Here is a 20,205-nt window from a genome sequence, read left to right as displayed (position 1 = left end):
TCTAAAATTATGGGATTTTTAAAAAGAACAAATAAAAAATTTGATTACCAACCTCGTTATTATAAAGGAGAAGGAAATCCTTTTAAGATAGAACATAAACTAGATAAATTTAGAACAACAACAGGAAAAAACAAAGGCTTAAAATCTAAATTTTCTGCAGCCATAAACGAATTTAAAGATTCAGAAAACAAGTTTAACAAAACCATTGTTTACATTGTTTTAATTCTTGTTTTAATTTTCTTGTACATTATAGATTTCGATTTATCCATATTCATTAATAATTAATGTCAGACATCATTCAACTTTTACCAGATCATGTAGCGAACCAAATTGCTGCAGGAGAAGTAGTGCAAAGACCTGCTTCTGTGGTAAAAGAATTGTTAGAAAACGCTATAGATGCTGGTGCAACTAGTATAAAATTATTACTAAAAGACGCTGGTAAAACTTTAATTCAGGTTATTGATGATGGCAAAGGAATGAGTGCCACAGATGCCAGAATGTGTTTTGAAAGACACGCAACTTCTAAAATTCAGAAAGCAGAAGATTTGTTTAATCTTAGTACAAAAGGATTTAGAGGTGAAGCTTTAGCATCTATTGCAGCAATTGCACACGTAGAATTAAAAACAAAACAAGAAAATGAGGAATTAGGTTCTTGCCTAAAAATTGAAGGTAGTAAAGTAGTTTCTCAAGATTTTATCTCAACTTCTAAAGGAACAAGTTTGGCTGTAAAAAATTTATTTTACAACATTCCTGCTCGTAGAAATTTCTTAAAATCAGATACTGTAGAAACTAGGCATATTATAGATGAGTTTCAAAGAGTTGCTTTAGCACATCCTGATATTGCTTTTTTATTACATCATAATAATAATGAAGTTTATCATTTAAAAAATGGCAATTTAAGACAACGAATTGTAGCTGTTTTTGGTACAAAAATGAATGAAAAATTAGTACCAATAAATGAACAAACAGATATCTTAAATATAAACGGATTTGTAGCAAAACCAGAATTCTCTAAAAGAAAAAGAGGTGAACAATTCTTTTTTGTAAACGATAGGTTTATAAAAAGTTCTTATTTAAACCACGCAGTTGTAAATGCTTTTGATGGTTTGTTAGAACAGGGTTCACATCCCTCCTATTTTTTATATTTAACTGTGCCTGCAAATACTATAGATATTAACATTCATCCTACAAAAACAGAAATAAAGTTCGATAATGAAAAGGCTTTATACTCGATGTTAAGAGCTACTGTTAAGCATAGTTTAGGGCAATATAATGTAGCTCCTGTTTTAGATTTTAATAGAGATGCAAATTTAGATACACCTTATCATTTTAATAAAAACAACACAAAAGCATCTACACCCAAAATTACTGTAGATCCAGATTTTAATCCTTTTAAAGAGGATGTAAAACCAAAACAAATCAGTTCTCCTTACAAAAGAGAGCAAAATACACAAAGCTGGGAAACTTTATATACTTCTGTTTCTAATCATCAAACAGAAAAACAGGAAGAGTTATTTGAAAATCAGCCAGAAACTAAAACACAAAAAACATTTCAAATTCAGCGTAAATATGTAATGAGTTTGATAAAATCTGGTGTGGTTTTAATTCATCAATCTTTGGCACATCAACGTATTTTATACGAAGAATTTTTAGAGAGCATCACTGTAAAGGAAGCTAACAGTCAGCAATTGTTGTTTCCTGTAAAAATCTCTTTTTCATCACAAGAAATAGAAATGATTTACACCATAAAAACAGAATTAGAAAATGCTGGTTTTTCTTTTGATGAATTTACCAAAGACAGTGTAACTATAAAAGGAATTCCGGTTTCTGTAACAGAAAGTAAAATTACCATTATCTTAGAAGAACTTTTAAATGATATTAATTTAGAAGTACCAGATACAAGTTTTAGTCATTTTGATGTTATGGCAAAATCTTTTGCTAAAACGTTATCGATTAAAACAGGAACTCAACTCTCTGAACAAGAGCAAGAAAGTTTAGTAAATAATTTATTTTCTTGTAAAGAGCCAACAGTTTCCCCAACAGGTAAAGCGACTTTTAAAACGCTTACATTAAACGAAATAGATAATCTATTTAATAGTTAAAAATGAATAGAATTACAGACGCTATAAAACATCTAATTATTATAAACGCAATACTTTTTATTGCTCCACAAATATTACAATTAGATTTAACTAATTTTTTAGCTTTGCATTTTCCAAGAAATGAGCATTTTGGATTTTGGCAATATGTAACACACATATTTATGCACGGTAGCTTTTCACATATTTTATTTAATATGTATGGTTTATGGGCTTTTGGTACACCTTTAGAGCAAATGTGGGGAAAGAAAAAGTTTTTCTTTTTCTATTTTTCTGCAGGAATCGGCGCTGGTTTAATTTATACTTTAGTTAATTATTATCAATTTAATGGCATTTATGAAATTTTTATAAACGCTGGTTTAACAGATTCTGAAGTAATCTCTATTCTAGAACTTGGTAGTACAAATGACCCTAGGTTGGCAGATGTTATTAACCAAGATCAATTTAATAAAATTTGGTCTTTATATAATACACCTGCAGTTGGTGCTTCTGGTGCTGTTTACGGAATTTTAGTTGCTTTTGGTTTGTATTTTAAAGATGCCAAATTAGCATTAATATTTTTCCCTGTTCCTATTGCAGCAAAATACTTTATTCCTGTAATGATTTTAGGTGATTTATTCTTTGGAATGACAAAATATTCTATTGGAAATGTTGCGCATTTTGCTCACGTTGGTGGAGCTTTAATCGGTTTTTTAATTGCCTATTATTGGAAAAAAAATCAATTCAAAACAAACTAATGAGCATTGTAAACGATATAAAAAACAGATATATTACTGGTAATATTGTAGAAAAATTAATTTTTATAAATATTACTATATTCGTTGTAACCATTATAGTTAGTGTTATTCAAGGTTTATATGAAGGTCAAATAAATTGGTTAGTTGATTGGTTTTCTTTAGATGATGATATAAGTTCTCTCTACAAAAAACCTTGGTCTATAATTACTTACGGATTTTTACACGCCGATTTTTTACACGTTTTAATGAACCTTATGGTTTTGTATTTTATTGGTAATTTATTTCTAGAATATTTTACTCAAAAACAATTATTAAGTTTTTACCTATTAGGTACTTTTTTTGGCGGAGTTTTATTTATTTTTAGTCAGAATTATTTCCCATTATTTCAAGGTAAAATATCTTTATTGGTTGGTGCTTCTGCAGGTATTTCAGCTATTTTTATTGGTATTGCTACTTACATACCAAATTATCAATTAAAATTACGATTTATAGGTTTTGTAAAACTTTGGCATTTAGCTGCCATTTGGATTGGATTAGATGTAATTGGATTAATTGGTGATAATGCTGGAGGTAACTTTGCACATTTAGGTGGTGCATTATTTGGTTTTTTATATGTTAAAAAAGCAAGTAATACAGAAATTAAATTGTTCGATAAAATTGCAGATTTATTTAAAACTAAAAAGAAATCGCCTTTAAAAACAGTACATAAATCGAAAGTAAAAAAGAAAACAAATACCAATTTGAATCAGCAGCAGATTGATGAAATTTTAGATAAAATAAGTAAATCTGGTTACGATACATTGACCAAAGCCGAAAAAGATTTTTTGTTTAGACAAGGCAAAAAATAATTTATTTTTAACTCCCCAACGTGAAAAAATTATCCTTTATAAATACGCTTATTTATATCATCAATTCTTTGATGGCTGCTTGCTTGTTGTTTTCTTACTTATTGCCATATGTTTCTCCAAAATCGTTTCCTGCCTTTGCTATTTTAAGTTTATTAGTACCTATTTTAATAGTTATTAACCTAGTTTTTGTGGTTTATTGGCTCATTAACTTAAAAAAACAATTTCTATTATCAACCTTAATTTTATTGCTGGGTTGGTTTATAATACCCAATATTTATAAATTTTCTGAAAAAGATACATCAGAAAAAAATGATTTAAAAGTAATGAGTTATAATGTTAGAATGTTTAATTATTGGAACTGGATTGATGACAAAAACATACTAGAAAACATCAATAATTTTCTTAAAAAAGAATCGCCAGATATTTTACTATTTCAAGAATATTTTAATCAAAAAGGAATAAATTTTAATTATAAATACAAATATTTAAAACCTAGCAAATTAAATTCTAATTTCGGATTGGCCATTTACTCTAAATTTCCGATTATAAATAAAGGTTCTTTTGATTTTAATAACACATCTAACAATATTATTTTTGCTGATATTCTTAGAAATAAAGACACCATAAGAATTTACAATATTCATTTACAATCTTTAGGTCTAAATACCGATAAAGATAATTTTGGCCAAGAAAATTCAGAAAAACTAATTGCAAGATTACAAGAAGGTTTTAAAAAACAGGCTGAGCAAACTACTGTATTTTTAGAACACGAAAAAAAATGGAACGGAAAAAAAATAGTTGCTGGCGACTTTAATAACACTTCCTATTCTTGGGTGTACAATCAAATATCCGAAGATAAAAAAGATGCATTTATTGAGGCTGGTAGCGGATTTGGAAAATCTTTTAATTATTGGTTTCCTATGCGAATTGATTTTATTTTATCTGATGAAAATGCAGAAATCACTCAATTCACATCTTTTACAGAAAAAAATTCTGACCACTTCTCTATTCAAGCTAAAATAAATTGGTAAGAATCTCTATATTCGCACAAAGCTTTTAGTGCTATGAAACATTTTACAGTTGCAATTATTGGTAGTGGTCCTTCTGGAGCATCCACCGCATTTTATTTGGGTAAACAAGGTATTGATACCGTAATTATTGAAAAAGAGACTTTACCACGATATAAAACTTGTGGTGGTGGCTTTGTAAACAGAGGCAAAAAAGATATGCCTTTTGATATTTCTGAGGTTGTAGAACGTGAATTTTGCCAAGTGGATACTTACTTTAACAATCACGAAAAATGTTACTACTCTAACAAAGAAGAGCCCATAATTACAATGATTATGCGTGATGATTTCGATAATTTAATTGTTAATAAAGCAAAAGAATTCGGAGTTACTTTATTAGAAGATCATAAATTGTTAAGTATTGATTTTACTGATGATAAATCGATTTTAAAAACTTCGCAAGGTGATATTTCTGCTGATTTTATTATTGCTGCAGATGGTGTTTTGAGTCCGACAGCAAAAATGGCAGGTTATAAAAATGATACCAGAAATTTAATCCCTGCTTTAGAATATGAAGTTGAAGTTTCTGAAACAGATTTTAAAAGGCTTTCTAAAACTGTACGTTTTGATATTGATGCAGTTCCTTATGGCTATGCTTGGTGTTTTCCTAAGAAAAACCATTTATCCTTAGGAGTTTTAACTACCAAAAAAGGGAAAATCAATTTAAAAGAATATTACAAAAAGTATTTAGAAACTTTAGGCATTAAAGAAATTATTAAAGAAGATGCACACGGATTTCAAATTCCGTTAGCTCCAAGAACTGATGGTTTTGTAAAAAACAATGTCTTTTTAATTGGTGATGCTGCAGGTTTTGCAGAACCTATTACGGCAGAAGGAATTTCTAATGCAATTTTAAGCGGAAAATATGTTGCTGAAGCTATTATAGAAAGTAAATTAGATATAAAACTTGCTGAGAAAATTTATCTAGAAAAACTAAATATCAAGTTGTTACCTGAATTAAAATCGGGTGCTTTTTTATCTAAATTCTTTTATCACAATAACCCTGTTAGAAAATATTTATTGAATAAATATGGACAATATTTTAATAATATTATGGTTGATATTTTACACGGAGATCGTCCTTTCCCTACAAATGTTTCTGAAAAACTAAAAAATAAAATTAAAGAGAAGATTTTTTTAAAGAAATGAATTTATGAGTTAAAAACGTATTAAATCAAAAGAAACTTGAACAACAAAAATTAATTCTTAAAATGTCTTTGATGATTAATTTTGCTTCTCTTTAAGTTTTCTTTTCTCTTTATAATACCTTTTATCAGCGATATAAATTGTTTTAGAAACTTCAGCAAAAACAACAGATTTATCCTTATTGGTTAGTTCTATATTTTTAATTAAATCAATTTCTTTTTTCTCAGAAACATCTTTTTTTATTTGTTCAATTTCATCCGAAGTAAAAATAAAATCAACGTAACAAGTTTCTTTAGCTGGTCTTTTAAATTTTATAGAAGCTGCTTTATCCCAAACTACATAATTGGTATCTAAAACATTTAACAACTGTATCATAAAAATAGGATCTGTTGCAGAAAACAAACTTCCGCCAAAAATAGAACCTACATAATTGCTGTTTTTGTAACTTAATTTAATCTGTATTTTTACGTTCAATAAATCATCAGAAACTTTTATTATTTTCCCTGTAGACCTTCTGTACATTGGTGATAAGTTAAAACCGTATTTATAAATACTGCTTTTACTCATAAATTTTTCTAAAACTTTCTGAATTTGTGCGTACATATTTATTTCTTAAAACCATATTCACGTTCTACTTTACAGATTCTTAATTGGTATTGTTTGTACCATTTTTCTCTGCCTAAATTTCTTGCTTCTGTATGTTCTATATTATTTTTCCAAGCAATAATATCATCTTCAGTTTGCCAGTAAGAAACTGTAATTCCGATTTCTTTTCTTGCAGATTCAATGCCTAAAAAACCATTTTGTTGTTTGGCTAGAGCTTCCATTCTTTCTGCTGTTTCTAGATAACCTTCTATGTTATTTTCTAAAATTGTTGTAAAAATGACGGCATAATAAGGTGGTTTTAAAGTATCAACAATCATAATTCTAAAACGTATTTAGTTTCTGGCAATTTAATATCATCACTTATAAAATGCTTCACAATTTTAAATTTTAACTTTTCTAAAATCTTTGCTGATGCTATATTCTCATCTACACAATAAGCCACTAATTTTTTAATTCCTATTTGTCTGCAATAGGCTATTGTTGCTTGGCAAAGCTCAAAACCATAACCTTTGTTCCAATATTTTTCTAAAAAACGATATCCTATTTCATCATCAATATTATCTTTTACCAAAGCTAGAGTTCCTACAAATTTTTGATCTGATTTTCTTTCGATAGCATAAATCCAAAAATCGTTTAAATGCTTATTATATCTAGAAATTAAATCTTTCAATTCCTTTTTATTTTCAGAAAGAGTTTTCACTTCTCCTGTTGCATATTTTAAAACTTTAGGATTACTTTCTAATTGATGAAAAGGTTTTAAATCCTCTAAATTCAGTTTTCTAATAAGTAACCTTTGTGTCTCAAAAATCATCAATAATGTTGTAAATTTGCAGAATTAAAAAATCATTTTAATAAGCTTTATTTTTATAAAAAAATTAGGGTTATTAAAAAATTATAAAACCTCGATTATCGAGTAAATGTACAGGAATGATGTCAGATAAAAAAGTCGCTTTTTATACTTTAGGCTGTAAATTAAATTTTTCGGAAACATCTACAATTGCAAGAAATTTTGTGAATGAAGGTTTTGAACGTGTAGATTTTACTGAGGAAGCAGATATTTACGTTATTAATACTTGCTCAGTGACTGATAATGCAGACAAGCGTTTTAAATCGATTGTAAAAAATGCGTTAAAGAAAAATGATGATGCTTTTTTAATTGCTGTGGGTTGTTATGCGCAATTAAAACCAGAAGAATTGGCTGCTGTAGATGGTGTAGATTTGGTTTTAGGTGCTACAGAAAAGTTTAATGTAACTAGTTATATTAACGATTTATCTAAAAATGATGTTGGTGAAGTACATTCTTGTGAAATTGTAGATGCCGATTTTTATGTAGGTTCTTATTCTATAGGCGATAGAACTCGTGCTTTTTTAAAAGTACAAGATGGTTGCGATTATAAATGTACGTATTGTACAATTCCTTTAGCACGCGGAATTTCTAGAAGCGATACTTTGCAAAATGTAATTGATAATGCCAAAGAAATATCATTTAAAGGTATTAAAGAAATTGTATTGACAGGTGTTAATATTGGTGATTATGGAAAAGGTGAATTTGGTAACAAAAAACACGGACATACTTTTTTAGAATTAGTAAAAGAATTAGATAAAGTAGATGGTATTCATCGTTTACGAATTTCTTCTATAGAACCTAATTTACTAAAGGATGAAACTATTGATTTTGTGTCTAAATCCAATTCTTTTGTACCTCATTTTCATATTCCTTTGCAATCTGGTAGTGATGAGTTATTAAAGAAAATGAAACGTAGATATTTAAGAAATACCTACACAAATAGAGTTGATAAAATTAAAGAAGTAATGCCAAATGCTTGTATTGGTGTTGATGTAATTGTTGGTTTTCCTGGTGAAACTGATGAATTATTTTTAGAAACCTACAATTATTTAAACGAATTAGATATTTCTTATTTACACGTTTTTACTTATTCTGAAAGACCAAATACAGAAGCTGTAGGTTTTGATGGAGTTGTACCTAAAAAAACAAGAGCAAAACGTAGCAAAATGTTGCGTGGTTTGTCTGCCAAGAAAAGACGTTCTTTTTACGAATCTCAATTAGGTAATACAGTAACTGTTTTGTTTGAAAATGAGAATAAAGAAGGATATATTAACGGATTTACAGAAAATTACGTAAAAGTAAAAACGCCTTGGAATCCTGAATTAATAAATACTTTACACACTATTACACTTACTAAAATTGATGAAGATGGCTTAGTACGTTTCGATTTTATAGAAGATAAAGTAGCTTTATAATAACACATTTAATAATGTGCTTTTAAGAACTGAATTGTTTATTTTTAATTAAATTATTATGTCTAAAACTCATATTTATTTTATGCCTGGTTTAGCTGCTGGACCTGAAATTTTTGAAAACCTTACCCTTTCTGATGAGTTATATGAACTGCATTATTTAACTTGGAATGAGCCACTAACTTTAGATGAAAGTTTAAGTAGTTACACAAAAAGATTATCCGAAGAAATTAAACACGAAAACCCTGTTTTAGTTGGTGTTTCTTTTGGCGGGATTATAGTGCAAGAAATGACAAAGTTTATTACTGTAAAAAAAGTAATTATTATTTCTAGTGTTAAATCTCAAACTGAATTTCCTACAACTTTTCAATTTGCTAGTAAGAGTAAAATATATAAATTATTCCCAACTCAAATTGTAACTAATTTTGACACGTATTCTAAATATTTTATTGGAAAAACCTTAGAAAAAAAAGCCAAAATGTATAAGAAATACCTTTCTGTTAGAGGCGAAAACTATCTGAAATGGTCTATTGAAAATGTTCTAAATTGGAAAGAGCAAACAGTTCTAGAAAACATTACACATATTCACGGAACAAAAGATGAAATTTTTCCAATAAAAAATATTAAAAATGCCATAGAAATTGAAAACGGAAATCATTCTATGATAATTATAAAAGCCAAACAAATATCAAAAATAATTGAAGACACTTTAACTTTTTTAAATTATTAGTTTTAAGTAAATTTATGTCACAATTTAAATGGATTGATTATGAAGAAACCTTTTAGAATAATATCAATATTAAGCATTGTATTTATTACTCTTTTATTTATAAATGCTATAAATAAAGACAAAACAGAACCGATTATAAACACACATAAATACTACAAAATAAAGGCTTTAAAATTACCTAATAATTTAAATTTGGCTGGTGAAAGAGTGCCTTTAGAGATTCCTGATGTTAGAGAAAGAATGGAAAGAGAATTGTTAGTGAATACTTATTGGCAATCGAATGGTTTATTATTGATAAAAAGAGCAAATAAATATTTTCCTATTTTAGAACCGCTTTTAAAAAAATATGGTTTACCAGACGATTTTAAGTTTTTAGCTTTAGCTGAAAGTGGTTTTACTGATGAAACCTCTAATGTTGGTGCAGCAGGAATGTGGCATTTTATGAAGCAAACTGGTAAAGAATTTGGCTTAGAAATTAATAAAAATGTTGATGAAAGATATGATATTGAAAAATCTACCAAAGTTGCTGCCGAATATTTAATTAAATCTAAAGAACGTTTTAATTCTTGGACCTTGGCTGCTGCTGCATACAATGCTGGAAATTATGGTATTTCTAGAAGATTAGAAGCACAACAAGTAACTAATTATTACGATGCTAAACTTGCTGATGAAACTGAGCGTTATATATTTAGAATTTTAGCTTTAAAAGAGATTATTAATAATCCGCAGAAATATGGTTTTGTTTTTGAAAAGGAAGATTTATACACTTTACAAGAAACAACCACTGTAAAAGTAGATACTGCAATTACCAATATTACTGCTTTTGCTCAAAAATTTGGTATAAATTACAAGGAATTTAAGATTTTAAATCCTTGGTTAAGAGAACATCACTTAAACAATAAAAGCAGAAAATTGTACGAAATTAAAATACCTGCTAATTAAGAAATAGTTCTATTCAATTATATTTTTTACTCTACCAACCAAACCAGATTCTAATTGCACCTTAATTCCATAAGGATGATTGGGTGATTTGGTTAACAATTTAGCAACAACACCTTGTGTTAATTCGCCTGTTTTTTGATGTGGTTTTTGAACTACTTCTACAAACAAACCGACTTTAATATTTTTTCTTTGCCTACAATCAATCATAAATAACATTTAATTATAAAAATAAAAAAAGCCTATCAAAATTTGATAGGCTTTTAGATAAAAATTTAACTAGCAATATATAATTATAAAACTCTTACGTTTACTGCGTTTAATCCTTTTCTTCCATCTTGTAAGTCGAATTCAACTTCATCGTTTTCACGAATTTCGTCAACTAATCCTGACACATGTACAAAATGTTCTTTGTTTGTTCCTTCTTCAGTGATAAATCCAAATCCTTTAGATTCATTGAAAAATTTTACGGTACCTTTATTCATTATAAAAAATTATTGTGTTGTTAAATTAATTCCTAACAACGTTTATTTAAGTTGCAAAGATAGTGCCAATAATATTAGAAAGCCCTAAATATTTAATTTTCTTTTATTTAAATGCTTAAAGCTTACTAACAGTAGCTTTAACAGCATTAAATTCAGCAATAATTTCTTCTAAAACTTGTTTTGCCGGTTTTATATTGTGAATTAAGCCTGCAATCTGTCCTATTTCTAGCTCTCCATTTTCTACATCTCCTTCAAAAATTCCTTTTTTTGCTCTTGCTCTACCCAATAATTCTATCAATTGTTCTTTTGTTGGGTTTTGTAGATATAATTCTTGTAGTTTTTGGTAAAACTTATTTTTTATCAAACGAACAGGAGCCAATTCTTTTAAAGTTAAATGTGTATCACCATCTTTAACATCAACAATACTATTTTTAAAATTAATGTGAGCAGAAGACTCTTCTGTTGCAGCAAATCTACTACCAATTTGTACTCCATCTGCACCTAAAACCATTGCAGCTAACATTCCTTTTCCTGTTGCAATTCCGCCAGCAGCCATTACAGGAATTTTTACAGCTTCCTTAACCATAGGTATTAAAGTAAACGTGGTAGTTTCTTCACGACCATTATGTCCTCCAGCTTCAAAACCTTCACAAACAATGGCATCTACACCAGCAGCTTCTGCTTTTAAGGCAAATTTTACAGAACTTACAACGTGTACTACAGTAATTCCTTTTTCCTTTAAAAAAGCGGTCCACGTTTTCGGATTTCCTGCGGATGTAAAAACAATCTTGACTTCTTCTTCAACAATAATATTCATAATTTCCTCAATCTGAGGATACAACATAGGTACATTTACACCAAAAGGTTTGTCTGTTGCTTTTTTACATTTTTTTATATGTTCTCTTAAAACATCAGGATACATAGAACCTGCACCAATTAAGCCTAAACCACCTGCATTAGAAACTGCAGAAGCTAGTTTATAACCAGAAACCCAAACCATTCCTCCTTGAATAACAGGGTATTTAATATTAAAAAGTTGAGTGATTTTATTTGTCATTAAACGAAGTTACGAAATAACTCCAGAACCTAACAATTCTTCATTTTTATACCAAGCCACAAATTGCCCTTCTTGTATTGCAGATTGTTTGTTATCAAATTCTACATACAAACCAGCATCAACTTTGTGTAAAGTAGCATTTTCTAATTTTTGTCTGTATCTAATTCTGGCATCAACTTGCATTGTTTCTCCAGATTTTAACGTTAAATCTTCACGAATCCAATGCATTTCATCATTAGAAACAAACAATACATTTCTGTATAAACCAGCGTGATTTTTACCTTCTCCAGTGTAAATTACATTTTCATTTACATCAGTTTCAATAACATATAAAGCCTCTTTGGTACCACCAACGTTTAATCCTTTACGTTGTCCTTTCGTAAAATAATGTGCTCCTTGATGTTTACCTACAACTTTACCATCTTCTTTGTTGTAAGAAAATTTTGTTGCAAAATAGTTAAGCTCTTCTTCTTTATTTTCAAACTTCGGATGTTCTTTTACATACGCATTAAAATCCGCAGGAATCGTAACTATCTCACCTGCTTTTGGTTGTAATTTTTGCTGTAAAAATTCTGGCAAACGTACTTTACCAATAAAACATAAACCTTGGCTGTCTTTCTTTTCGGCTGTAATTAAATCTGCTTCTTTTGCTATTTCTCTAACTTCTGGTTTTGTTAATTCGCCTATTGGAAATAATGCTTTTGCCAATTGTTCTTGCGATAATTGACATAAAAAATAAGATTGATCTTTGTTATTGTCTTTACCTGCGAATAATTTATAAACGGATTTACCATCTATAATTTCTTCGCCTTTTCTACAATAATGACCAGTTGCCACGTAATCTGCTCCTAGTTTTAGTGCAATATCCATAAAAACATCAAACTTAATTTCTCTGTTACAAAGTACATCAGGGTTTGGAGTTCTACCTTTAGAATATTCATCGAACATATAATCTACAATACGTTCTTTGTATTGTGCACTTAAATCTACTACTTGAAAAGGAATACCTAATTTTTCTGCAACAATCATTGCATCATTACTATCTTCTAACCAAGGGCATTCGTTTGAAATAGTTACAGAATCATCGTGCCAATTTTTCATAAAAAGCCCAATAACTTCATAACCCTGTTCTTTTAACAAATGGGCTGTTACACTAGAATCTACTCCACCAGAAAGACCAACAACTACTCGTTTCATTTTTTATTTTTGAGGATGCAAAGTTACGACTTTGTAAGTGAACTATAAATTGAAAGAATTGATTATAAGATTAGTTTACCTTATAATATTAAGATTAGTTCTTTTTAGTTTTAGTAAACGTTTTTTTCTTTTTATTTTCTTCTTCAGAAGCCATTTCTCCATCCAAATAAAACTCCCATTTCCCAAATCTTTTGCCGTCTTTGTAAACTCCTTTTTCTTTTAGAATACCTGTTAATTCAAAGTATTTGGCAATTCCATTTGGTTTATTATTTTGATACATTAACTCTTCAATTAAAATACCTTTACTTGAGTATTTTTGAGATAATCCGTTTTTTAAACCTGCTCTATAAATTGAGATTTCTGCTGGTTTTCCATTCGGATAATAATTAACCAACTCACCCTCTAATTTACCATCAATATAAAATTCTTTAGACATTAGTTTACCATCAGCAAAGAAATATTTCCAGACTCCTACTCTTTTTTTACCGATAAAAATTCCCTTGCTTTTTAAAATACCATTTATCGAATAAAAAGACACAGCTACAGAATCGCTTGTGGCAGAAAAAGTTTTAATAATTGTTGGATTTCTGGAATCAGTAATGTCGTAAAACTTAAAAACACCTACTTCTTTTCCGTTCATAAACTGACCTGTATAACGAATTCTTTTGTTTGGGTGATATTTTTTCCAAATTCCAGTTCTTTTCTTATTCGCATCAAACTGATTTATTTTCTGTGCATTAATATTTATACTTGAAAAAAAACAAGTTAAAAACACAAAAACAAAACCCAATCTTTTTATATTTAGCATTGCAAAAATTTTAGAGTAAATATACATTAATCATACCAAAAATGAGTATTATTTTTTTAACAGAACAACTCAACAATATGGAAAACCCTAAAAGGGAAAACCGACAAAGAGTGGCTGATATTGTGTTAAAAAATCAAAATTTATTCAAAGATTTGGTTACAATCACTTTTAAGGTTGATGATAAAATATCTATAAAAGCGGCTTGGATTTTAGAATGGATTTGCACTCATCATCATTTAAATTTGATTATTCCGCATTTAGATGAGTTTACCAAAAATATTGCCCATCTTACTTTTGATAGCGCAATAAGACCTTGTGCAAAAATTTGTGAACATTTGGCAAATGCTTACTATTCTAAAAAAGCCAATGAAGTTAAAACACATTTAACTGATAATCACATAAACACAATTATTGAAACTGGTTTTGATTGGTTAATTACACCTCAAAAAATTGCAGTTAGAGCGTACACAATGAATACTTTGTATTTTTTCGGATTAGAAAAAGATTGGGTACATCCAGAATTAAAGCATTTAATAGAAACTAAAATTATTCACGAAAGTAAAGGTTGTAAAGCTCGTGGAAAATTTATTTTAGCTTTGATGGCAAAACGTGCAAAGTAGGCACGAATTTCATTAATTTCTCATTTTTTTTATTGTAAACACCTTAATGTTCTAATTTTATTTAGAATCTTTGAGAAATTTATCACTTAAAAATATCATCAACTTGAAAAAAGAAAAAATTGTGAATTTGTAGCTTATTAAAAGTTTATATTTGAAGATTTTATTTTTGTGAAATTAGATAAATTCGTGTCTAAAAAAACAGTATAAATCTGCTGAAATACCTATTTTTGCAGTTAACAACAGAACTAAAAAATGGAATTATCACAATTAAATGCCATCTCTCCTATTGATGGACGTTACAGAGGTAAAATATCAAAATTAGCTAATTATTTTTCTGAAGAAGCTCTAATAAAGTATAGAGTTCGTGTAGAAATTGAATATTTTATTGCTTTGTGCGAAGTTCCTTTGCCTCAATTAGCAGATTTTAATACTGATTTATTTAGTGATTTACGTAAAATTTATACAGATTTTACTGCAGAAGATGCTCAAAAAATAAAAGATATTGAGAAAATTACTAATCACGATGTAAAAGCGGTTGAGTATTTTATCAAAGAAAAATTCGATGCTTTAGGTTTACAAAAAGATAAAGAGTTTATCCATTTTGGATTAACATCACAAGACATTAATAACACTGCAATTCCTTTATCTATTAAAGAAGCAATGAACGATGTTTTTGTGCCTCATTATTTTGAAGTTGTAGAAAAATTACAAGAATTAGTAATTGAATGGAAAGACATTTCTATGTTGGCAAGAACGCATGGACAACCAGCATCGCCAACAAGATTGGGTAAAGAAGTAGATGTTTTTGTTACTCGTTTAAAAGAACAATTTAATTTACTGAATGATATACCAAGTGCTGCCAAATTTGGTGGAGCAACTGGTAATTTTAACGCACATAAAGTGGCATATTCTTCTATTGATTGGAAAACTTTTGGAACTGATTTTGTACAAGAAAAATTAGGTTTACAACACTCTTTTCCAACAACACAAATAGAACATTACGATCATATGGCTGCTTTGTTTGATACTTTAAAACGTATCAACACAATTATCATAGATTTAGACAGAGATTTCTGGACCTATGTTTCTATGGATTATTTTAAACAGAAAATTAAAGCTGGCGAAGTTGGTTCTTCTGCTATGCCACACAAAGTAAATCCTATTGATTTTGAAAATTCTGAAGGAAATTTAGGAATTGCAAATGCAATTTTTGAACACCTTTCTGCAAAATTACCTGTTTCTCGTTTACAAAGAGATTTAACAGATAGTACTGTTTTACGTAATGTTGGTGTACCTTTTGGTCATACAATTATTGCGTTTACATCAACCTTAAAAGGTTTAAATAAATTATTGCTAAACAAAGAAAAATTTGAGCAAGATTTAGAAAATAACTGGGCAGTTGTTGCCGAGGCTATTCAAACAATTTTAAGAAGAGAAGCGTATCCTAATCCTTATGAAGCTTTAAAAGGATTAACGAGAACAAACGAGAAAATCAATCAAAATTCTATTGCTAATTTTATTGATACATTAGAAGTTTCTGATGAAATTAAAGCAGAATTAAAAGCAATTACACCAAGTAATTACACAGGAATATAAGTTTTTAAAATATAAGATAAAGAAAACACGATGAAAGAAAATAGATCTGTACATTTCTATAATTTAATCAATAAAAAAAGCTTATTGTTTTTTCTATTTATAACCACTTCTATTTTCTTTTTATCGTGTAAACCATCTTTTAAAGACAGTTCTAATCGATTTAAAGAAGGTGTTTTCGAAATTCCTGCTGGTAAAGATTTTGTAAAAGAAACAATTATCAGAAAAGATAGCATTCAGATTAGTAAATATGGAGATCAGATTGATACTTTATCTATTGAATGGAAAAATAATTTCTTTTATACTTTAAAGTATATCAACCCAAAAAATAGTTTACAAAAAGATCCTATGTACATTCAAATTAATAAATTTAGAGAAAACTCTTACGATTTTACAGTTAAAATTGGTTTCTCTAAATTTAAAAAATCTGGTACAGTAATTAAAGTAAAATAAATGGAAATATTTTTACAAGCAGAAACTTGGGTTTCTTTGCTAACACTTACTTTTTTAGAGATTATTTTAGGTATAGATAATATAATTTTCATATCTATTTCCGCTAATAAATTACCAGAAAACCAAGTTAAAAAAGCCACATTATTAGGTTTAGCTTTAGCAATGATAACTAGAATTGCATTGCTTTTTAGCGTGTCTTATTTAATTGCTTTAAAAGATCCTTTTTATATTGTTGATATTAGTTGGTTTAAAACAGGCTTAACTGGGCAAAGCCTTATCTTATTTTTAGGAGGAATATTTTTATTATATAAAAGCACCAAAGAAATAAGAGAAAAAGTAGAACATACCAATGAAGAGCAGGTTATAAATTCACCAAAAGTAATTTCTTTTAAAAGTGTAATTATTCAAATTATTTTAATTGATATTGTTTTTTCTTTTGATAGTATTCTTACTGCTGTTGGTATGACAAACGGAATTGATGGCGCATTAATTATTATGATAATTGCTGTAATTGTTTCGATTATTATTATGATGATTTTCTCTCAACCCATCAATAAATTTGTAAACAGAAACCCAACAATACAAATGTTAGCACTTTCTTTTCTTATTTTAATTGGGTTTATGCTAATTACAGAAGGTGCACATTTATCGCACACTAAATTTTTTAACAAAACTGTAGGTGCTATTCCTAAAGGTTATTTGTACTTTGCAATCGCATTTTCGTTAGGTGTAGAAATGCTAAATTTAAAAGCACGTAAAAAGAACAATTAATATCAAGAATATAAAAAAACATATAGGTATTGTTTTACTAGTAATATTCTTATTACCATTAGTACTTGATTCAATACACGATTTTATGAATCACGAACACGCTGTTTGTAATTCTAAAATTGAGCAACATGTACATAAAAAAGATATTGATTGTAAAGTACATTTAATAAAGCATAGTACTGCTTTATTAACTCTAGATTTACCTAACATACTTTCAGAAGCTATTATTATTGATTTTAATAGCGAGCAATATTATTACTTAAAAAATCATCATCAATTATCATTTTCTTTAAGAGGGCCACCTTTATCGGTTTAAATTAAACGCTATTAATTTAAATCTTAAGAATAAACAATGATAAAATTATTTTGTTATTGTGTTATTGCTATTTGTCTTACCACAAATACAATGGCGCAAGATTGCACCTTTACTCTTAAAGGGAAAATTACTGATTTCCATAACAATACACCAATTTTTGGTGCATCTGTTCACATAAAAAATTTAAACAAATATACCTCTACAAATCATAAAGGTGAGTTTCAGTTTAAAAATTTATGCAAAGGAGAATTGGTAATCGAAGTACAGCATATAGCTTGTGAAACTAAAAATTTGACCATTACCATCAATCAAAATTTATATAAAGAAATTTTGTTAGAGCATCATTTAGAAGAACTAAATGAGGTAGTTGTAAAAACAAATTTTAAAACAGAAGCTACTAGTATTGAGCAATCTATCAAAAAAAATGTATTAGAAGAATATTCTGACAAGTCTTTAGGTGATGCTTTAAAAAACGTAAGTGGAGTATCTTCATTAAACACAGGTAACACTATTGTAAAACCAATGATTCACGGTTTACACAGTAGCAGACTCTTGATTATTAACAATAATGTAAGAATGTTTGACCAAGAATGGGGAGATGAACACGCACCAAATATAGACATTAATGCAAATAACAGTATTGAAGTTATAAAAGGTGCAAATACGTTAAAGTATGGTAGTGATGCTATTGGAGGTATGATACTAATTAAACCTAAAAAATACGCTATTAAAGATAGCCTTTTTGGGAGCACCTTAGTTTCATTTAATTCAAACGGTTTAGGTGGTAATATAAATTCAGAAATTGTAAAAACATACGAATCTGGTTTTTATGGAAAAATTCAGATGAATTACAAACAGTTTGGAGATTTTAAAGCACCCGATTATTACCTTACAAATAGTGGAACCATTAGTAAAAATGCATCGTTTAGATTTGGTTACAATAGTTTTGAAAAAGGTTTTGACGCTTATTATAGTTATGTAGATAATGAATTTGCCATTTTACAATCCTCACATATTGGTAATGTAAATGATCTCGTTAACGCTATAAACAGCCAAGAACCAAGAGTTATTGAAGACTTTTCTTATGATATTACTTTTCCAAAACAATCTATTTTACATCATTTAGGAAAAATAGAAGCCTATAAACGTTTTAAAGGTTTTGGAAAATTAACTGTTCAATACGATTTTCAAATTAATAGACGTAAAGAATTTGATTTACGAAGAGGAGATTTAAGTAATACTCCTGTAATAGATTTACGATTATTTACAAATAGTTTACAAACAGATTTACAAATAGATTATTCAGATAATTTAAAAATTAACACTGGTATTTTAGCACGTTATCAGCAAAATGATGCAGTCGCTGGCACAGGCACAAGTCCTTTAATTCCTGATTACGACAAATATGATTTTGGTACTTACATTATAGGAAATTACGATATTAACGAGTCTACTAAGGTAAGTGCAGGAGTTCGTTATGATTTTTCTAGAATAGATGCCCAAAAAGAATATAATGTTACAGATTGGCGCGAAACGTATAACTACGACGAATTATTCCCTGAATTTGAAACTGGTGATGTTGATGGAACAGACATTCCTACAAATCCGAATTTTTCTTATCATAATATTTCTACAAGTTTAGGTTTAGCTAAGCAATTTGATAATAATTTGTCTTTATTAGTGAATTATGGTTTAGCCTCGCGAGTGCCAAATCCGTCAGAATTATTTAGTGATGGTTTGCATCATAGTGCAGCTAGAATAGAAATAGGTTTATTAACTATGGAAAAAGAAACTGCTAATAAATTTGCCATTTCTTTAGAGAAAAATTCAGATGATTTCGGATTTTCTGTTAGCCCATATTTTAAACATATTCGTAATTATATTCAATTAATACCTGTAGGAATTACAACAACAATTAGAGGCGCATTTCCTGTTTGGCAATACAACCAGATTAATGCACAGATTTTTGGAGTTGATTTAGACGTAAACAAAAAAATTAACAGCAAGTTCGATTATAAAGGAAGCTTAAGTTTATTACGAGGTAATAATATTTCAGATGATATTCCTTTAATACATATGCCTGCTACCAATTTTAGTAATCGTATTTCTTATACAAACAATGCGTTAAACAATCTAAAAATTAGTTTAACACATAAATCGGTTTTACAACAAAAACGATACCCAGATTACAATTTTTATACATTTAATGCTATTGCGCAAGAAGATGTATTTGTAGACATTAGTTCTACACCACCTGCTTATTCATTATTCAATTTAAACACTTCTGCCGTTTTTAAGGCATTTAATAAAGGAAGTTTAGAATTAGAATTTAATATCGAAAATTTGTTTGATGTTTCTTACAGAGAACACTTAAACAGATTAAGATATTTTGCTGATGAATTAGGTAGGAATTTTAATTTTAAAATAAAAATAAAATACTAGAACACTCAATTATGAAAAATTCAAAAACAACA

23 protein-coding genes are annotated in these 20,205 nt (G+C 28.5%); 15 read left to right on the top strand and 8 right to left on the bottom strand.

The features are described from left to right. Positions 1 to 9 precede the first annotated feature (9 nt). Genes BW723_RS12050 through BW723_RS12025 form a run of 6 tightly spaced genes read left to right on the top strand, consistent with a single transcriptional unit; the run spans position 10 to position 5,900 of the window. Positions 10 to 285 carry a riboflavin synthase subunit beta gene (locus tag BW723_RS12050; RefSeq protein WP_068364393.1) on the top strand — a complete coding sequence of 92 codons (276 nt, stop codon included), beginning with the start codon at positions 10 to 12 and terminating at the stop codon, positions 283 to 285. Beyond that, positions 285 to 2,102, top strand: a complete 1,818-nt coding sequence (gene mutL, locus BW723_RS12045) for a DNA mismatch repair endonuclease MutL (protein WP_068364396.1) — start codon at positions 285 to 287, stop codon at positions 2,100 to 2,102. The genes BW723_RS12050 and mutL overlap by 1 nt, the downstream gene beginning before the upstream one ends. A 2-nt stretch (positions 2,103 to 2,104) precedes the next feature. Next, positions 2,105 to 2,836 (top strand): rhomboid family intramembrane serine protease, encoded by a 732-nt coding sequence (locus tag BW723_RS12040; RefSeq protein ID WP_068364399.1) that lies wholly within the window; start codon positions 2,105 to 2,107, stop codon positions 2,834 to 2,836. Next, positions 2,836 to 3,684, top strand: coding sequence for a rhomboid family intramembrane serine protease (locus tag BW723_RS12035; RefSeq protein ID WP_068365206.1), 849 nt, complete (start codon positions 2,836 to 2,838; stop codon positions 3,682 to 3,684). The genes BW723_RS12040 and BW723_RS12035 overlap by 1 nt, the downstream gene beginning before the upstream one ends. A 20-nt stretch (positions 3,685 to 3,704) precedes the next feature. Continuing rightward, the gene (locus BW723_RS12030) at positions 3,705 to 4,715 is read left to right on the top strand and encodes an endonuclease/exonuclease/phosphatase family protein (protein ID WP_068364402.1); all 1,011 of its coding nucleotides are present in this window, start codon (positions 3,705 to 3,707) and stop codon (positions 4,713 to 4,715) included. Positions 4,716 to 4,748: 33 nt separating this feature from the next. Next, a complete protein-coding gene (locus BW723_RS12025; protein ID WP_068364405.1) occupies positions 4,749 to 5,900 on the top strand; it encodes a geranylgeranyl reductase family protein in 1,152 nt (383 codons plus the stop codon). 75 nt (positions 5,901 to 5,975) lie between these two features. Here the strand turns inward: BW723_RS12025 and BW723_RS12020 are convergent, their stop codons facing one another. Genes BW723_RS12020 through BW723_RS12010 form a run of 3 tightly spaced genes read right to left on the bottom strand, consistent with a single transcriptional unit; the run spans position 5,976 to position 7,314 of the window. Next, positions 5,976 to 6,500, bottom strand: a complete 525-nt coding sequence (locus BW723_RS12020) for a PaaI family thioesterase (protein ID WP_068364407.1) — start codon at positions 6,498 to 6,500, stop codon at positions 5,976 to 5,978. 2 nt (positions 6,501 to 6,502) lie between these two features. Then, positions 6,503 to 6,820, bottom strand: coding sequence for an antibiotic biosynthesis monooxygenase family protein (locus BW723_RS12015; protein WP_068364409.1), 318 nt, complete (start codon positions 6,818 to 6,820; stop codon positions 6,503 to 6,505). Continuing rightward, positions 6,817 to 7,314: a GNAT family N-acetyltransferase gene (locus BW723_RS12010; RefSeq protein ID WP_068364412.1), complete on the bottom strand. Its 498-nt coding sequence runs from the start codon at positions 7,312 to 7,314 to the stop codon at positions 6,817 to 6,819. Before BW723_RS12010 ends, BW723_RS12015 begins: the two co-directional genes overlap by 4 nt. A gap of 116 nt (positions 7,315 to 7,430) precedes the next feature. On the opposite strand from BW723_RS12010, the gene mtaB reads away from it, so the two are divergent. Genes mtaB through BW723_RS11995 form a run of 3 tightly spaced genes read left to right on the top strand, consistent with a single transcriptional unit; the run spans position 7,431 to position 10,434 of the window. Further along, positions 7,431 to 8,765 (top strand): tRNA (N(6)-L-threonylcarbamoyladenosine(37)-C(2))-methylthiotransferase MtaB, encoded by a 1,335-nt coding sequence (gene mtaB, locus BW723_RS12005; RefSeq protein WP_068364415.1) that lies wholly within the window; start codon positions 7,431 to 7,433, stop codon positions 8,763 to 8,765. Between the two features lie 58 nt (positions 8,766 to 8,823). Then, on the top strand, positions 8,824 to 9,492 hold the full coding sequence (locus tag BW723_RS12000; protein WP_068364417.1) for a lipase family protein: 669 nt from the start codon (positions 8,824 to 8,826) through the stop codon (positions 9,490 to 9,492). A gap of 39 nt (positions 9,493 to 9,531) precedes the next feature. Continuing rightward, a complete protein-coding gene (locus BW723_RS11995) occupies positions 9,532 to 10,434 on the top strand; it encodes a lytic transglycosylase domain-containing protein (protein ID WP_068364420.1) in 903 nt (300 codons plus the stop codon). Positions 10,435 to 10,443: 9 nt separating this feature from the next. Here the strand turns inward: BW723_RS11995 and BW723_RS11990 are convergent, their stop codons facing one another. The 5 genes from BW723_RS11990 to BW723_RS11970 form a co-directional block, all read right to left on the bottom strand. Next, a complete protein-coding gene (locus BW723_RS11990; RefSeq protein ID WP_068364423.1) occupies positions 10,444 to 10,641 on the bottom strand; it encodes a YwbE family protein in 198 nt (65 codons plus the stop codon). A gap of 83 nt (positions 10,642 to 10,724) precedes the next feature. After that, positions 10,725 to 10,916 (bottom strand): cold-shock protein, encoded by a 192-nt coding sequence (locus BW723_RS11985; RefSeq protein WP_015480027.1) that lies wholly within the window; start codon positions 10,914 to 10,916, stop codon positions 10,725 to 10,727. Positions 10,917 to 11,031: 115 nt separating this feature from the next. Then, complete coding sequence (locus tag BW723_RS11980; RefSeq protein ID WP_068364426.1) at positions 11,032 to 11,973, bottom strand: NAD(P)H-dependent flavin oxidoreductase; 942 nt, start codon at positions 11,971 to 11,973, stop codon at positions 11,032 to 11,034. Positions 11,974 to 11,982: 9 nt separating this feature from the next. Then, positions 11,983 to 13,170 (bottom strand): tRNA 2-thiouridine(34) synthase MnmA, encoded by a 1,188-nt coding sequence (gene mnmA / locus BW723_RS11975; protein ID WP_068364429.1) that lies wholly within the window; start codon positions 13,168 to 13,170, stop codon positions 11,983 to 11,985. A 94-nt stretch (positions 13,171 to 13,264) separates the two neighbouring features. After that, positions 13,265 to 13,978, bottom strand: a complete 714-nt coding sequence (locus BW723_RS11970; RefSeq protein ID WP_068365209.1) for a toxin-antitoxin system YwqK family antitoxin — start codon at positions 13,976 to 13,978, stop codon at positions 13,265 to 13,267. Positions 13,979 to 14,019: 41 nt separating this feature from the next. Between BW723_RS11970 and BW723_RS11965 the strand changes: the two genes are divergently transcribed. The 6 genes from BW723_RS11965 (at position 14,020) to BW723_RS11940 (ending at position 20,173) form a co-directional block, all read left to right on the top strand. After that, positions 14,020 to 14,598, top strand: coding sequence for a hypothetical protein (locus tag BW723_RS11965; RefSeq protein WP_068364432.1), 579 nt, complete (start codon positions 14,020 to 14,022; stop codon positions 14,596 to 14,598). Positions 14,599 to 14,850: 252 nt separating this feature from the next. Further along, entirely contained in the window at positions 14,851 to 16,194 is a 1,344-nt protein-coding gene (purB, locus tag BW723_RS11960; RefSeq protein WP_068364434.1) for an adenylosuccinate lyase, read from the top strand. A gap of 30 nt (positions 16,195 to 16,224) precedes the next feature. Next, positions 16,225 to 16,644, top strand: coding sequence for a hypothetical protein (locus BW723_RS11955; protein WP_068364437.1), 420 nt, complete (start codon positions 16,225 to 16,227; stop codon positions 16,642 to 16,644). Then, positions 16,645 to 17,415 carry a TerC family protein gene (locus tag BW723_RS11950; RefSeq protein WP_068364440.1) on the top strand — a complete coding sequence of 257 codons (771 nt, stop codon included), beginning with the start codon at positions 16,645 to 16,647 and terminating at the stop codon, positions 17,413 to 17,415. Between the two features lie 85 nt (positions 17,416 to 17,500). Next, positions 17,501 to 17,731: a hypothetical protein gene (locus BW723_RS11945; RefSeq protein ID WP_068364443.1), complete on the top strand. Its 231-nt coding sequence runs from the start codon at positions 17,501 to 17,503 to the stop codon at positions 17,729 to 17,731. Positions 17,732 to 17,767: 36 nt separating this feature from the next. Beyond that, the gene (locus BW723_RS11940) at positions 17,768 to 20,173 is read left to right on the top strand and encodes a TonB-dependent receptor (RefSeq protein ID WP_068364445.1); all 2,406 of its coding nucleotides are present in this window, start codon (positions 17,768 to 17,770) and stop codon (positions 20,171 to 20,173) included. Positions 20,174 to 20,205 lie beyond the last annotated feature (32 nt).

The sequence above is a fragment of the Polaribacter reichenbachii genome, assembly GCF_001975665.1.
Lineage (GTDB): Bacteria > Bacteroidota > Bacteroidia > Flavobacteriales > Flavobacteriaceae > Polaribacter > Polaribacter reichenbachii.
Note: the sequence above shows the minus strand (reverse complement) of the source record. Positions and strands in the feature narration are given on the sequence as shown.

What these genes read in the sequence shown, in the direction of transcription:
- purB (WP_068364434.1), top strand. Translation starts at nt 14,851, where the DNA reads ATGGAATTATCACAATTAAATGCCATCTCTCCTATTGATGGACGTTAC.
- BW723_RS12040 (WP_068364399.1), top strand. Translation starts at nt 2,105, where the DNA reads ATGAATAGAATTACAGACGCTATAAAACATCTAATTATTATAAACGCA.
- BW723_RS11965 (WP_068364432.1), top strand. Translation starts at nt 14,020, where the DNA reads ATGAGTATTATTTTTTTAACAGAACAACTCAACAATATGGAAAACCCT.
- BW723_RS11945 (WP_068364443.1), top strand. Translation starts at nt 17,501, where the DNA reads ATGAATCACGAACACGCTGTTTGTAATTCTAAAATTGAGCAACATGTA.
- BW723_RS11955 (WP_068364437.1), top strand. Translation starts at nt 16,225, where the DNA reads ATGAAAGAAAATAGATCTGTACATTTCTATAATTTAATCAATAAAAAA.
- BW723_RS12000 (WP_068364417.1), top strand. Translation starts at nt 8,824, where the DNA reads ATGTCTAAAACTCATATTTATTTTATGCCTGGTTTAGCTGCTGGACCT.
- BW723_RS11970 (WP_068365209.1), bottom strand. Translation starts at nt 13,978, where the DNA reads ATGCTAAATATAAAAAGATTGGGTTTTGTTTTTGTGTTTTTAACTTGT.
- BW723_RS12015 (WP_068364409.1), bottom strand. Translation starts at nt 6,820, where the DNA reads ATGATTGTTGATACTTTAAAACCACCTTATTATGCCGTCATTTTTACA.
- BW723_RS11950 (WP_068364440.1), top strand. Translation starts at nt 16,645, where the DNA reads ATGGAAATATTTTTACAAGCAGAAACTTGGGTTTCTTTGCTAACACTT.
- BW723_RS12020 (WP_068364407.1), bottom strand. Translation starts at nt 6,500, where the DNA reads ATGTACGCACAAATTCAGAAAGTTTTAGAAAAATTTATGAGTAAAAGC.
- BW723_RS11940 (WP_068364445.1), top strand. Translation starts at nt 17,768, where the DNA reads ATGATAAAATTATTTTGTTATTGTGTTATTGCTATTTGTCTTACCACA.
- BW723_RS11990 (WP_068364423.1), bottom strand. Translation starts at nt 10,641, where the DNA reads ATGATTGATTGTAGGCAAAGAAAAAATATTAAAGTCGGTTTGTTTGTA.
- BW723_RS12010 (WP_068364412.1), bottom strand. Translation starts at nt 7,314, where the DNA reads ATGATTTTTGAGACACAAAGGTTACTTATTAGAAAACTGAATTTAGAG.
- BW723_RS12035 (WP_068365206.1), top strand. Translation starts at nt 2,836, where the DNA reads ATGAGCATTGTAAACGATATAAAAAACAGATATATTACTGGTAATATT.
- BW723_RS11995 (WP_068364420.1), top strand. Translation starts at nt 9,532, where the DNA reads ATGAAGAAACCTTTTAGAATAATATCAATATTAAGCATTGTATTTATT.
- mutL (WP_068364396.1), top strand. Translation starts at nt 285, where the DNA reads ATGTCAGACATCATTCAACTTTTACCAGATCATGTAGCGAACCAAATT.
- BW723_RS11985 (WP_015480027.1), bottom strand. Translation starts at nt 10,916, where the DNA reads ATGAATAAAGGTACCGTAAAATTTTTCAATGAATCTAAAGGATTTGGA.
- BW723_RS12050 (WP_068364393.1), top strand. Translation starts at nt 10, where the DNA reads ATGGGATTTTTAAAAAGAACAAATAAAAAATTTGATTACCAACCTCGT.
- BW723_RS11980 (WP_068364426.1), bottom strand. Translation starts at nt 11,973, where the DNA reads ATGACAAATAAAATCACTCAACTTTTTAATATTAAATACCCTGTTATT.
- mnmA (WP_068364429.1), bottom strand. Translation starts at nt 13,170, where the DNA reads ATGAAACGAGTAGTTGTTGGTCTTTCTGGTGGAGTAGATTCTAGTGTA.
- BW723_RS12025 (WP_068364405.1), top strand. Translation starts at nt 4,749, where the DNA reads ATGAAACATTTTACAGTTGCAATTATTGGTAGTGGTCCTTCTGGAGCA.
- mtaB (WP_068364415.1), top strand. Translation starts at nt 7,431, where the DNA reads ATGATGTCAGATAAAAAAGTCGCTTTTTATACTTTAGGCTGTAAATTA.